This is a genomic window from Bailinhaonella thermotolerans, from assembly GCF_003594875.1.
GTDB lineage: Bacteria > Actinomycetota > Actinomycetes > Streptosporangiales > Streptosporangiaceae > Bailinhaonella > Bailinhaonella thermotolerans.
Window position 1 is genome coordinate 1 of the sequence record NZ_QZEY01000004.1, and the last position, 13,155, is coordinate 13,155.

General features: G+C 73.5%; 12 protein-coding genes. 4 read left to right on the forward strand and 8 right to left on the reverse strand.

Annotated features, from left to right (window positions below):
* Nucleotides 1-216: 216 nt before the first annotated feature.
* The 4 genes from D5H75_RS12550 to D5H75_RS12565 form a co-directional block, all read right to left on the reverse strand.
* Nucleotides 217-2,730: an ABC transporter permease gene (locus tag D5H75_RS12550; protein WP_119926623.1), complete on the reverse strand. Its 2,514-nt coding sequence runs from the start codon at nt 2,728-2,730 to the stop codon at nt 217-219.
* 1 nt (nt 2,731) lies between these two features.
* The gene (locus tag D5H75_RS12555; RefSeq protein ID WP_119927088.1) at nt 2,732-3,460 is read right to left on the reverse strand and encodes an ABC transporter ATP-binding protein; all 729 of its coding nucleotides are present in this window, start codon (nt 3,458-3,460) and stop codon (nt 2,732-2,734) included.
* A 425-nt stretch (nt 3,461-3,885) separates the two neighbouring features.
* Nucleotides 3,886-4,545: a response regulator gene (locus D5H75_RS12560; RefSeq protein ID WP_119926624.1), complete on the reverse strand. Its 660-nt coding sequence runs from the start codon at nt 4,543-4,545 to the stop codon at nt 3,886-3,888.
* The gene (locus tag D5H75_RS12565; RefSeq protein ID WP_119926625.1) at nt 4,542-5,708 is read right to left on the reverse strand and encodes a sensor histidine kinase; all 1,167 of its coding nucleotides are present in this window, start codon (nt 5,706-5,708) and stop codon (nt 4,542-4,544) included. Before D5H75_RS12565 ends, D5H75_RS12560 begins: the two co-directional genes overlap by 4 nt.
* 361 nt (nt 5,709-6,069) lie before the next feature.
* Here D5H75_RS12565 and D5H75_RS12570 point away from each other — a divergent pair, with 361 nt between their 5' ends.
* Nucleotides 6,070-6,450, forward strand: coding sequence for a MerR family transcriptional regulator (locus D5H75_RS12570; RefSeq protein WP_119926626.1), 381 nt, complete (start codon nt 6,070-6,072; stop codon nt 6,448-6,450).
* Nucleotides 6,451-6,452: 2 nt separating this feature from the next.
* Entirely contained in the window at nt 6,453-6,770 is a 318-nt protein-coding gene (gene trxA / locus D5H75_RS12575) for a thioredoxin (RefSeq protein WP_119926627.1), read from the forward strand.
* Nucleotides 6,771-6,884: 114 nt separating this feature from the next.
* Here the strand turns inward: trxA and D5H75_RS12580 are convergent, their stop codons facing one another.
* On the reverse strand, nt 6,885-7,271 hold the full coding sequence (locus tag D5H75_RS12580) for a MarR family winged helix-turn-helix transcriptional regulator (RefSeq protein WP_242454196.1): 387 nt from the start codon (nt 7,269-7,271) through the stop codon (nt 6,885-6,887).
* Nucleotides 7,272-7,348: 77 nt separating this feature from the next.
* Here D5H75_RS12580 and D5H75_RS12585 point away from each other — a divergent pair, with 77 nt between their 5' ends.
* Complete coding sequence (locus D5H75_RS12585; RefSeq protein WP_119927089.1) at nt 7,349-8,824, forward strand: MFS transporter; 1,476 nt, start codon at nt 7,349-7,351, stop codon at nt 8,822-8,824.
* 134 nt (nt 8,825-8,958) lie between these two features.
* Here D5H75_RS12585 and D5H75_RS12590 read toward each other — a convergent pair whose 3' ends face one another.
* Nucleotides 8,959-10,359 (reverse strand): MFS transporter, encoded by a 1,401-nt coding sequence (locus D5H75_RS12590; RefSeq protein ID WP_202638103.1) that lies wholly within the window; start codon nt 10,357-10,359, stop codon nt 8,959-8,961.
* A 103-nt stretch (nt 10,360-10,462) separates the two neighbouring features.
* Here D5H75_RS12590 and D5H75_RS12595 point away from each other — a divergent pair, with 103 nt between their 5' ends.
* Nucleotides 10,463-11,341 carry a helix-turn-helix transcriptional regulator gene (locus D5H75_RS12595; RefSeq protein WP_119926629.1) on the forward strand — a complete coding sequence of 293 codons (879 nt, stop codon included), beginning with the start codon at nt 10,463-10,465 and terminating at the stop codon, nt 11,339-11,341.
* Between the two features lie 115 nt (nt 11,342-11,456).
* On the opposite strand, the gene D5H75_RS12600 is transcribed toward D5H75_RS12595, so the two are convergent.
* Both D5H75_RS12600 and D5H75_RS12605 read right to left on the reverse strand, forming a co-directional pair.
* Nucleotides 11,457-12,095 (reverse strand): class II aldolase/adducin family protein, encoded by a 639-nt coding sequence (locus D5H75_RS12600; protein WP_340137763.1) that lies wholly within the window; start codon nt 12,093-12,095, stop codon nt 11,457-11,459.
* On the reverse strand, nt 12,092-13,108 hold the full coding sequence (locus tag D5H75_RS12605) for a helix-turn-helix domain-containing protein (RefSeq protein WP_119927092.1): 1,017 nt from the start codon (nt 13,106-13,108) through the stop codon (nt 12,092-12,094). Before D5H75_RS12605 ends, D5H75_RS12600 begins: the two co-directional genes overlap by 4 nt.
* Nucleotides 13,109-13,155 lie beyond the last annotated feature (47 nt).

Sequence of the window (13,155 nt, forward strand, 5' to 3'; positions counted from 1 at the left end):
AGCCCGGCCGGTAGAGCCACGAGAACCCCGCCTCTCCCCCCGAGAGGCGGGGTTCTCTCATGCGCCGGGAGAGGAGCGAGGAACGAGAAGGGGACCCTTCCGGGGGAGCGGATGCGAGTGGCTTCGCCCGGAAGAGTCCCCGGCCGCGTCCAACGCGAGAAAGACGCGGCGTCTGTGTCCGGCGGACGGGCCGTGCGCCCGCCCGCCGGAGTCCGATCATTCGCTGGCCAGGGACTCCACGATGGAGGCCTTGGCCGCCCGGCGAGCCGGGAGGACGCCGGCCAGCACCCCGGCCGCCGCGGCGACCACGATGAACAGCAGCACCTGCCCGACGGGCATGTCGAACACCGCGTCGCTGTCGAGGGTCTGCGTGGCGGCCCAGCCGAACGACGAGCCGAGCGCGACACCCACGAGGGCTCCGATCACGCCGAGGATCAGCGCCTCGATCGACAGCATCCGGCGTAGTTGCCGGGCCGTGAGGCCGAGCGCCCGGAGCAGCGCCGACTCCCGTGTGCGCTCGACGACCGACAGCGTCAGCGTGTTGGCGATGCCGAGCAGCGAGATGACGATCGCGAGGCCGAGCAGCCCGGCGACGATCAGCAGCATGGTGTCGAAGATCTCGTTGAACTGGCTGCGCACGTCGGCCATGGAGGCCAGCTTCGCCGTGGGGTAGGGCTGCGCCGCGGCCTCGACGACGGCCCGCGCCTTCGCCGTGGGGACGCCGTCCTTCACCTTGATCATCACCAGGGCGTCGTCGACCTTGGGGAAAAGGCGGGCGAAGTCCGTATCGACCAGCGTGATCGCGGGCAGCTCGGTCTTCTCGGCGTCGAACGTCGCCGAGATCCGGAACCGCGCCTTGCCCGTCGGCGTCGGCAGGGAGAAGGTGTCCCCCAGCCGACCCAGCGACTTGGCGACGTCGGTGGACACCGCGACGGTGCCCGGCTTGAAGTCGGCCAGGGTGCCCTGCGTGAACTGCGGCTTGACATGGGTGCCCAGGGCGTCGGAGCTCACCGAGCCCACCCCGACCGTGCCCTGCGAGCCGCCGAGGTCGACCTCGGCGCGGCGCTGCGCCACGACCGCGCCCAGCTCGGGCTTGTCCTTCAGCGACTCGGCGAACGCCCGGGGGATGCCCGCCTCGGTGCCGAACTGCCCCTGCACCACGAAGTCCATGGGGAACTGCTCGGCGAGCTGCTGGGTCACCGTCGCCTTGGTGGACGAGCCGACGACCGAGATCAGCGTCATCAGCGTGACGCCGACGGTGAGCGCGATCGTCGTGGTGGCGGCCCGCTTGGGGTTGCGGTGCGCGTTGCCCACGGCCAGGCGGCCGGGCACCCCGAACAGCTTGCGCGGCAGCCAGCCGACCGCGGCGCCCAGCGGCCGTACGATGATCGGCCCGGCGATGAGCACGGCCGCGAAGACGAGCACGCCGCCCCCCGCGACAGCCATGAGCGCGGCGGCGCCGGGCTCCATGGTCACTCCGAGCGCGGTGGCGGCGAGGCCCGCGAGGAGGAACAGCGTGGCGAACACGATCCGCACGACCCCGGCGCGGAAGCCGGGCTCCTCGACCTGGGTGCGCAGGGCCGCGATGGGCGCGACCCGGGTGGCGCCGCGGGCGGGCAGCAGCGCCGACACCACCGTCACGATCACGCCGACGGCCAGCGCCACGATGATCGTGCGCGGGCTGATCGGCAGGCCGGAGATCGGCATGTCCTCACCGACCTGCTTCAGGATCGCCATCGCACCCGCGGCCATGCCGATCCCGACGGCGAGCCCGGTGACCGACGCGATCACGCCGACGACCACGGACTCCAGCAGGACGCTGCCGAAGATCTGGCTCCGGCCCGCGCCGATGCATCTGAGCAGCGCCAGCTCGCGCATCCGCTGCGCGATCAGGATGTTGAACGTGTTGTAGATGACGAGCGCGGCCACCAGCAGCGCCACCAGCCCGAACAGCAGCAGCGCGAAGGTGATCATCTCCATGTCGGCGCCGTTGCTCTTGGCCAGCCGCTCGGCGTACTGCGTGCCGGTCTCGACGGTGTGGCCGGGGCCGATCGCGCCGGCCACGCGCTTGCGCAGTTCCTCGGGCGCGACCCCGGACGCGGCGACGTCGATCTCCTCGAACGTCTTGGCCCCGGTCATCGTCCGCGCCTGGCCGTGGGTGAAGCCCACCGCGCCGCCGACCAGCAGGTCCTGGCGCACTCCGGCGTCGAACACGCCGACCACCGTGAAGGCGCGCGGCTGCTGCTTGCGGTCGAGCACCTTGACGGTGTCGCCGACCTTGAAGCCGGTGTTGCGGGCGAGCGTGGACTCCAGCACGACCTCGCCGGGCGTCTTGGGCGCGCGTCCCTGCTCGATGGGGGTGCGGGCGAGCCTGCCCTCGACGATGGAGACGCCGTAGGTGGGGAAGTCGCCGTAGGCCTTGCCGTCCTTGCCGATGAGCGGCGCCTCGCCCTGGATGAGGCCCTGGGCCTCGGCCACGCCGGGAACGGCGCGCACCTTCTTCAGGACGGAATCGTCCAGCTTCGGGGCCTCCGGGTCATGGCTGCCGGGGGTGACCGCGACGTCGAGCTTGTCGGCGTCGGCGGCGAACGACTGGGTGAAGCCGTTCCGCATGGCGTCGGTGAGGATGAACGTGCCGGACACGAAGCCGACGCCCAGGGTGATGGCCAGCGCGGTCAGCACGAGCCGCAGCTTGTGCGCGCGCAGGCCGGCCAGGGTGGTCTTCAGCACCTCAGGCCTCCAGCCGCTTCAGCGCGTCGAGCACCGAGTCGGGCGTGGGCTGGCGCATCTCGAACACCAGCCGGCCGTCGCGCAGGAACACCACGCGGTCGGCGTAGCTCGCAGCCACGGGGTCGTGGGTGACCATGACGATGGTCTGCTCCAGCTCACGCACGGACGTGCGCAGGAACGCCAGCACCTCGGCGCCGGAGCGCGAGTCGAGGTTGCCGGTGGGCTCGTCCGCGAAGATCACCTGCGGCCGGGAGACCAGCGCCCGGGCCACGGCGACGCGCTGCTGCTGGCCGCCGGACAGCTCGGTGGGCTTGTGGGACAGCCGGTCGCGCAGTCCCACGGTCTCCACGACCCGCTGGAACAGCGCCTCGTCCACCAGCCGCCCGGCGATCTCCAGCGGGAGCCGGATGTTCTCCTCGGCGGTGAGGGTGGGCAGCAGGTTGAACGCCTGGAAGATGAACCCGATGCGGTCGCGCCTGAGCATGGTGAGCTGCTTGTCGCTGAGCCCGGTGATCTCCGTGTCGCCGATGCGCACCGATCCCCGCGTCACCGTGTCCAGCCCCGCCATGCAGTGCATCAGCGTGGACTTGCCGGAGCCGGACGGCCCCATGATCGCGGTGAACGCGCCCGTCTCGAAGGACACGCTCACTCCGTGGAGGGCCGTCACGGCGGCGTCGCCCGCGCCGTACACCTTGACGAGATCGGTGGCGATGACTGCCGGCGGCGCCATGGTGTGCGCCCCGGGGGCGGCAGTGGTGGTCACTGGGACTCCTTGTCTTCGTTTCTGTCCCACTCAGGCTAGGAATCCCACCCGCCCCACTTCATCGGCTGCTGGTCGCGTCTTTCCCCAGTCCTTCACGCTGACCCGGCACCCTGAACTGCGACTTCGGGATGACCCCCGCATCAACCTTTCGGCCATCGGCCCCTCCCGCCGCCCCGCTCCCGGCCCGGCCGCCGCCCCGCTTTCAGCCTCGCTTCCGGCCCCGTGCCGCCCCGCTCCCGGCCCCGCCGTACGGCGCCGCGCCGCCCTCCGCACGGCCGGTGGCGCGGGCCGCGCGGGCGCCTGCCGTACGGCGAGAACGCCCGCTCCCTCTGCCGGTCGCGGCGGGGAAACGGGCGTGGGAAGCGGCGTGAGCGCGGGCGCGGGGGCGCGGGTCAGCGCGGGGGGCGGATGAGCCCGGACTCGTAGGCGAAGACGACGATCTGGGTGCGGTCGCGGAGGGACAGCTTGGCGAGCAGGCGGCCCACGTGGGTCTTGACGGTCGCCTCGGACAGGGACAGGCGCTCGGCGATCTCGGCGTTGTTGAGCCCGCGGGCGACCAGCATGAGGACGTCGCGCTCCCGGGGCGTCATCTCCCCGACGGCGGCCGGGCCCGAGCCGCGCGGGGGCAGCATGGCGGCGAAGTGGTCGAGCAGCCGCCGCGTGGTCGTCGGCGCGACCACCGCGTCGCCCTCGTGCACGGATCGGATCGCCTTCAGCAGCCCGGCCGGGGGGACGTCCTTGAGCAGGAAGCCGGACGCGCCCGCGCGCAGCGCCGCGAAGGCGTATTCGTCCAGGTCGAAGGTGGTCAGGATGAGCACCTTGGCGTCGCTCTCGGCGCAGATCACGCGGGTGGCCTCCACCCCGTCGAGCACCGGCATGCGGACGTCCATCAGCACGACGTCGGCCGGGACCCGCCGCAGCGTCTCGATCGCGGCCCGCCCGTCGCCGGCCTCGGCGACGACCTCCATGTCCGGCTGGCTGTTGATGACCATGGAGTAGCCGCTGCGCAGGAGCATCTGGTCGTCCACGAGCAGGACGCGGACGGGGCTCATCGGGCGTGCACCGGGAATCGCGCCTGCACCTGGAATCCTCCTCCCGGACGGGGCCGCGCCGAGACGGCCCCGCCGTACATGGTGACGCGTTCGCGCATGCCGGTGAGACCGTGACCGGGCTCGTCCGGGCGCGCCGCGGCACCGCGCCCGTCGTCGCTGACGGACACGCTCACCTCGGCGTCGCCGTACGCCAGCTCGACCGACGCCGTCGCCCCGGGGCCGCCGTGCTTGAGGGTGTTGGTCAGCCCCTCCTGGACGACGCGGTAGATCGTCAGCTCCAGGCCCTGCGGCAGCTCGCGGCGCTCCCCGCGCACGTCGAGGGTGACGGGCAGGCCCACCGCGCGGCACTGCGCCACGAGGTCGCCGAGCTGGTCGAGCCCGGGCTGCGGGGCGAAGCCGTCGCTCTCGCCCTCGCGGAGCACGCCCAGCAGCCGGCGCATCTCGCCGAGCGCCTGGCGGCCCGTGCCCGCGATCGTCTGCACGGCCTGGCGGGCCAGCTCCTTGTCGTGGTCGAGCGCGTAGCCCGCGCCGTCGGCCTGCACGACCATCACGCTCAGGTTGTGGGCGATCACGTCGTGCAGCTCGCGCGCGATGCGGGCGCGCTCCGCCGCGATGGCGATGCGGGCGTGCTGGTCGCGCTCCAGCTCGGCCCGGCGCGCGCGCTCCTCAAGCCCCTCCAGGTAGCGGCGGCGGATGTTGACGTAGACCCCGCCGAGCCACGCGGCCGCGACGATGCTGGACAACGCCACGAACGGCCCGGTCAGCGGGCCGTCGGGGGTCTCGAAGGTCCACCAGCGGAGCACGGCGAGGAACACGCCCAGCACGCACGCGAGCCCGGCCGCCACGGCCCACCGGAAGGAGCGAAGTTTGGCGACCACGAACATCGCCTGGAGCACCGCCAGGTCGGCCGGCATCGGACCGACGTCGGCCGCCCACTGGGCGAGCGCGACCAGCGCGATCACGGTGAACACCACGAGCGGGGCGCGCCGGCGCCAGAACAGCGGCACGATCAGCGCGACCGAGAAGAGCACCAGGGCCACGGGACGATCGCCTACGGTCCCCGGCCCCGTCTGGGGCACGGAGATCGCGATCATCGGCAGGACCCAGAGCGCGTCGAGCACGTCCAGGCGCCACCGGGACCAGTCCCGCAGTCTTTCGAGCACGTCACCAGGCTAAGTTCGCCCGGGCCGCCCCCTCGTCAGACGGAAGGATGAGCTTTCGCCCGCCCGCACCCCGCAAAGGAGGAGCCCGGCACGCCCCCCGAGGGCGTACGCCCCCGTCCCGCGTAAGCCGCACGACGGGCGGGGACACCCGTCGCGGGGCGCGGACGCGGCGCCCGGCGCGAGCCGTACGGCGAGGCGAGGGGCCGGGGACGGCGGAACGCCCGGCCCACCGGCACGCGTCGCCCTTGGCGGCGCGGCGGCCCGCCGTACGCCTTCACGAGGAACAACTCCCGCGAAACCCGGCTTGACATTGACATTGGCGTCAAGCCGTACGGTTCCCGGGCGAGGAGGGGGAAGTCGGATGCGGATCGGTGAACTGGCCGAGCGTGCCGGGGTGAGCACGAGGTCCCTGCGGTACTACGAGAAGCAGGGCATGCTGACGGCCCGGCGCGACGCGAACGGTTACCGGGTCTACGACGAGTCCGACCTGGAGCTGGTCCGGGAGATCCGCGCGCTGCTCACGGTGGGGTTCACCCTGGAGGACGCCCGCCCGTTCGTCGAGTGCCTGCGCGCGGGCAACGACACGGGCGACGCGTGCCCCGACTCGGTGGCCGTCTACCGGCGCAAGCTCGCGGAGATCGACGCCGAGATCCGCCTCCTCTGGCAGCGGCGGCAGCGGGTGGCCGCCCAGCTCACCCGCGCCTGCCCGGGATGCGTCCTGCGGGACTTCAGAGAGGGATGACGATGAGTACGGCCATCGCGACGACCGACACGTTCGACGAGCTGATCAACGGGGACCTGCCGGTGCTGGTGGAGTTCGGCGCCGTCTGGTGCGGACCCTGCCGGATGATCGAGCCGGTCCTTGAGGAGATGTCGGTGGAGTACGCCGACCGGCTCCGCGTCGCCAAGATCGACGTGGACGAGCACCCCGAGATCGCGATGCGGTACGGGGCGCTGAGCGTGCCGACGCTGATCCTGTTCAAGGACGGCGAGCAGATCCGCCGCACGGTCGGGGCACGGCCCAAGCGGCAGCTCCTCAAGGCGCTCGAAGGAGGGTTCTAGCCGGGATCGGGGGAGGCGCGTTCCGCGTCTCCCCTCACCCCGTACAGCGTGAGGTCAGCGGAACGTGCGTCCCCTCACCCGGAGCAGCGGGAGGTCAGCGGAACGCGCGTCCCCTCACCCGGAGCAGCGTGAGGTCAGCGGGGCGCGCAAGGTCTGCTCCAGCACCGCCCGGTGGGTCGGCATCGCCTCGGTCTGCCGCCTGCGCCCCTCCTCGGTGAGGGCCACGAAGATGCCCCGCCGGTCCTGGTCGCACATCAGCCGGGTCACGAGCCCGGCGCGCTCCAGCCGCGCCACCAGCCGCGACGACGCGCTCTGGCTCAGGTGAACGGCGTCGGCGAGCTCCTGCACGCGGTACTTCGGCCGGTCCAGCTCCACCATGCGGTCGAGCAGCTCGAACTCGCTCATCCCCAGGCCGTGTCCGTCCTGGAGGGCGCGTTCGAGGGCGCAGGAAACCGCGGCGTGACGTTTCAGCAGTTCACGCCACTCATCGACCAGTTCCACACTCCGCACCATACCACACCTATGCAAGCGAAATAAATGACTTTGCATTAGATGCGTGTGCATGTATGGTCTTCCGCATGGCATCTCCCCCCGTCACCACCACCCGTACGTCTGATTCACCTGACTCACCTGGTTCGTCCCCCAAGGCCGGTCGCCCGGCCCTCTTCCCCGTCACCTCCGAGCGCTGGCCCGCCCGGGTGTGGGGAACCCTTGTGGTGCTGTGCGGCGTGTTGTTCCTCGACGCGCTGGATGTCTCCATGGTCGGAGTCGCCCTCCCCTCCATCCAGGGTGACCTCGGCCTGTCCACCTCCGCCCTCCAGTGGGTCGTGAGCGGTTACGTGCTCGGCTACGGCGGCCTGCTGCTTCTCGGGGGCCGGGCCGCCGACCTGCTCGGACGCCGCCGCGTCTTCCTGGTCGCGCTCGCCGTGTTCGCCGTCGCCTCGCTGCTCGGCGCGCTCGTGGACAACGGGGCGCTGCTCATCGCCAGCCGCTTCATCAAGGGCGTGAGCGCCGCGTTCACCGCCCCGGCCGCGATGTCGATCATCACCACGTCGTTCGCCGAGGGCCCCGCCCGCAACCGCGCGCTGAGCATCTTCGCGGCCACCGGCGCCACCGGGTTCTCCCTCGGCCTGGTCCTCAGCGGCCTGCTCACCGAGGTCGGCTGGCGGCTCACGCTGCTGATGCCCGCCCCGGTCGCGCTCATCGTGCTCGTCGCCGCCTTCCGGCTGATCCCGCGCGACCGCGCCGAGCGCCCCGCCGGCGGCTACGACCTGGCGGGCGCCGTCACCAGCGTCGGCGGCATGCTCCTGCTGGTCTTCGGCGTCGTCGAGGCCCCCGAGGTCGGCTGGGCCAGCCCGCGCACCGTCCTCACGCTGGTCGTCGCGGTCGCGCTGCTCGCCGCCTTCATCGTGATCGAGCGCCGCAGCCCGCACCCGCTGATCCGCCTCGGCATCCTGCGCTCGCGCCCGCTGGCCCGCGCCAACGTCGGCGGCATGCTGCTCTTCGGCGCGTACGTGTCCTTCCAGTTCGTCGTGACGATCTACCTGCAGACGCTGCTCGACTGGTCGCCGCTGGAGACCGCCCTGGCGTTCCTGCCCGCAGGTGCGATCGTCGCCGTCGCCTCCCCGCGCATCGGCCCGCTCGTGGACCGCGTGGGCACCGGCCGCCTGGTCATCGTCGGCGCCGTCTCCCTCCTGGCCGGATACGCCTGGTTCCTCCCGATCGACACCTCTCCGGTGTACGCCAGGGACATCCTCCCGGCGATGATCTTCCTCGGCATCGGGTTCGCGCTCAGCTTCCCGTCCCTCAACATCCAGGCGACGGACGGCGTCCCCGACGACGAGCAGGGCCTGGCCTCCGGTCTCCTCAACACGTCCTTCCAGGTCGGCGGCGCGATCATCCTCGCCGTCGTCACCGCGGTGATCTCCGCCGACGGCGACTTCCTCGCCGGACTCCACCCGGCCCTCACCGTCGTCACCCTCATCGCCGCGGTAGGCGTCCTGGCCGCCCTGACCGGCGCCCGCCGCCCGACCCCCCTGCCGGCCACCGACTGATCCGAACCCCCGCCCGGGGAACCGAAGTCCGCAGCGAGGTCCCCGGGCGGGCCCCGGAACCGGCGCTGGAGGCGTGCCCCTCCCGCGCCGGTTCCCCATACCCACCCCCAGAAGCCCCCCGCCCGGGCGTGTGGTCAGCGGGGGCGGGGGAGGAGGGTGGTGGTGAGGGCTGAGGCGGCTATGAGGGTGGCTACCGCGAGGTTGGTGGCCAGGGCGGCGGTGGCGGCGGCCGGTGATCCGGGGGTGGGGGCCAGGGAGAGGTAGAGGGTGCCGAGGGCGGCTATGCCGGCCACCTGGCCGAGCTGGGTGACCGTGGCCATCAGGCCGCTGGCGTCGGCGGCGTCGGCCGGGGGCACGTGAGCCAGGGCGGCGTTGAGGGTGGGGCCGAACGCCAGGCCCATGCCGGCGCCGCTGAGGACGGCGGCCAGTTCGAACCGGACGCTCACCGGGCCCAGGCCCGAGGCGATCACGGCGGTCAGGACGTAGCCGGCCGCGGAGACCGCGAGGCCGGCCGGGATCATGGCGCGGTGCAGGCGGGCGGGGACCCGCTTCCAGTTCAGGCTGGCGGCGCCGAAGGCCAGCGCGGGCAGGACGAACGCCAGGCCGGCCTCCAGCGGCGACAGGCCCAGGCCGGACTGGAGGTACAGCGCGATCGTGAAGAGGAAGCCCGCGTACCCCGCCATCATCAGGAAGATCGCGCCCGCCGCCAGGGCCAGGCCGGGGGCGCGGACCACGCGCGGGGGCATCAGCGGCGCGGCGGACCTCCGCTGGACCAGCGGGAGGGCCGCGAAGCAGACCGCGCTCCCCGCGAGCATGGCCCAGCCCCAGGCCGGCCAGCCCAGCTCGTGCCCGAGGACGAGCGGCACCACCAGGAGCAGGACGGCGGGCGAGAGCGTGAGCAGCCCCGGCACGTCGAGCCCGGGCCCCGGGGCCGGCCGGTCGGCGGGCAGCAGCCGTACGGCGGCCGCCAGCAGCGCGAGGCCGAGCGGGACGTTGACCAGGAAGATCGGCCGCCAGCCCGTCCCCGCGATGTCCGCGCTGGTCAGGACCCCGCCGAGGACCTGTCCGGCGACGGCCGCGCCGGACAGGACCGCCGAGTAGACGCCGAAGGCGCGGGCGCGGGCGGGTCCGTCGAAGGTGAGCTGGATGAGGCTGAGCACCTGCGGCACCATGAGCGCCGCTCCCGCGCCCTGGACCAGCCGGAAGGCGATGAGCTGCCCGGTCGTCCCCGCCAGGCCGCAGGCCAGGGAGGCCGCGGTGAAGAGCGCGAGACCGGTCAGGAAGAGGCGGCGGTGGCCGTACCCGCGGCCGAGGCGCGCGCCGGTGATCAGCAGGACGGCGTACACGATCGTGTACCCGGCCACCACGAGCTGGAGGGCGGCTCCCGAGGCGCGCAGGTCCGCCCGCATGCTCGGGGCGGCGACGGTCACGATGGTGGCGTCCAGGATGGCCATGAACTGCCCGGTGAGGATCACGGCGAGGAGCAGCCCCGTCCTGGCCGGGGCCGCGGCCGGGGGAGCGGTGAGCGTGGTCATGACCCGGAGTCTGCGGCCGGTCCGGTACCGGTAACGAGAGCCCGCTCATCCTGGTATCACCGCCACCTGGCTTCCCCGGCCGGCCCTCGGCGAGGATGGAATCATGACCACGAGGGAGAGAGCCTCGCGCCGAAGCGAGCTGGCCGCGTTCCTCCGCAGCCGGCGCGAGCGCATCACCCCGGCCGACGTGGGCCTGCCCCCGGGCGTACGGCGGCGCACGCCCGGGCTGCGGCGCGAGGAGGTGGCGCAGCTCGCCGGGGTGGGCGTGACCTGGTACACCTGGCTGGAGCAGGGGCGGCCGATCAACGCCAGCGTCCAGGTGCTCGACGCGATCGCGCGCACGCTGCGCCTCGACCCGGCCGAGCGCGAGCACCTCTACCGGCTCGCGGACGTGCCCGCCGTGCCCGCGTCCGTGGTCCGGGGGCCGCTGGAGCCCGAGGTGCAGGTCATCCTCGACACGCTCAACCCGCTCGCCGCCGCCGTCTACTCCAGCCGGTTCGACCTGCTCGCCTGGAACGCGACGTTCAACGGGCTCTTCCCGGGCTTCGCCGCCGACCTCCCCGAGCACCGGAACGCCCTGTGGCAGATCGCGACCGCGCCGCCCTGCTGCAACCCGTTCGTCAACCCGCTCGACGAGCTGCGCCCCATGGTCGCGGTCTTCCGCGCGGCGTTCGCGCGGCACCTGTCGGAGCCGGCCTGGACCGGGTTCGTGCGCGGGCTGTCGGCGGCCAGCCCCGAGTTCGCCCGGATGTGGGGCGAACACGCGGTCGCCGCGCCCGGCCCGCACATCAAGGTCCTGCGGTACGACGAGGTCGGCGAGCTGCGGCTGAGCACCACGAACCTGGCGCCGGCCGGGGCCCCGGAGACCCGGATGGTGGTGTACGCGCCGGTGGACGACGAGTCGCGGGCGGCCCTCGACCACCTGCGCGAGCGCCCGTGGTCGCACTGCCTCGAGCACCCCCGCGCCGGCGAGGGCCCCTGATCCGCCCGCACGAGAGCCCTGACGCCGCCGCCCCCAAGAGACCCGACACCGCTCACCCGGGACCCGGCGCCGACGGCCCCGCGAGGGCCTGACGTCCCCGCCCGGGGCGGGCGTCCTAACGCCGCGGGAACTCCGGCGCGTGCGCCATGCGCTGCAGGACCGCGTCGAGCTCCTCGGCCGTCAGCGCCCGGGGCTCGCCGATCGCGCGCGCCCGGACGTACACCTCGCACAGCCACTCCAGCAGCCGCGCCCGCTCGAACGCCTCCGCGAGGTCCCGCCCGATCGTCACCCCGCCGTGGTTGGCCAGCAGCGCCGCGCTCCGCCCCTCCAGGGCCGCGCGCACGGCGGCGGCCAGCTCCGCCGTGCCGTACGTCCGGTACGGCGCGACGCGGACGACGCCGCCGAGCAGGAGCGTGTTGTAGTGGATCGGCGGCAGCTCGGTCAGGGTCGTCGCCACGACGGTGCCGAACGTGGAGTGGGTGTGCACGATCGCGCCGGCGTCCGTGGCCGCGTAGACCGCCAGGTGCATCGGCGTCTCGGAGGACGGCTGGGCGTCGCCGTCCACGACGTGCCCCGCGAGGTCGAGCACGGGGCAGTCGGCGGGGGCGAGCCGGTCGAGCGCCGCCCCGGCCGGGGTCACGGCGACCAGGTCGCCCGAGCGCGCGCTCAGGTTCCCCGAGGTGCCCAGGACCAGCCCGGTCTCGACGACCCGCCGCCCGTGGGCGCACAGCTCCTCCCGGAGCGAGTCGATCACGATGGCGAGGATAGCGGGGAGGCCGGATCGGCCGGGAGGGCGTCCCGTCCCCGGAAGGTGCGCCGGTACTCCATCGGGGTCACGCCGGCCGACCTGGTGAAGTGGTGCCGCAGGTTGCCCGGCGAGCCCAGCCCGCACAGCCGGCTGATCCGCTCCACGGGCAGGTCGGTGGCCTCCAGCAGGTGCCGGGCCCGGGCCAGCCGCTGGTCGTGCAGCCAGCGCAGCGGGGTGGTCCCGGTCGCCTCGTGGAACCGGCGGGCCAGGGTCCGCGCGCTCAGCCCGGCGCGGGCGGCCAGTTGCGCCACGGTGAGCGGCCGGTCCAGGTGCTGGAGCGCCCACTGCAAGAGCGGGGCGAGCCCCTCGTCGTGCTCGCGCGGCATCGGCGACTCGATGTACTGCGCCTGGCCGCCGGGCCGGTGCGCGGCCACGACCATGCGCCGGGCGACCTGGTTGGCGATCTCGGCGCCGAGGTCGCTCCGCACGACGTGCAGGCACAGGTCGAGGCCGGCGCTGCGCCCGGCGCTGGTCAGCACGTCGCCCTCGTCGACGTACAGGACGCCCGGCTCGACCCGCACCCGGGGATACCGTGCCGCCAGGGTGTCGGTGTGCATCCAGTGCGTGGTGGCCCGCCGTCCGTCCAGCAGCCCGGCCGCGGCCAGGGCGAACGCGCCGGTGCACAACGACATGACGCGCGCCCCGCGGGCGTGCGCCTCCCGCAGCGCCGCCAGGAGGCGCGGGTCGCCCACGTCGTCCGCCCTGACCGCCTCGTCCGGGAGCGCCGGGACGATGACGGTGTCGGCGGTGACCAGGCCCTCCAGGTCGTACGCGGTGTGCGGCGCGAACCCGCCCCGGGTGCGCGTCGTCCCCGGGTCGGCCGCGCACACCCGCAGGGTGTACCACGGGTCGTGGAGGCCGCGGCGGTCCAGGCCGAAGACCTCCCACGCGATGGACACCTCGAACAGCGGCACGCCCTCGGTCACGGCGAGGGCGACGACGCCCGGGTTTCTCCCCATGCCCCCACCCTACTGGCAGTATTTTGCGTCAGGTAGGCGGTCTTGCC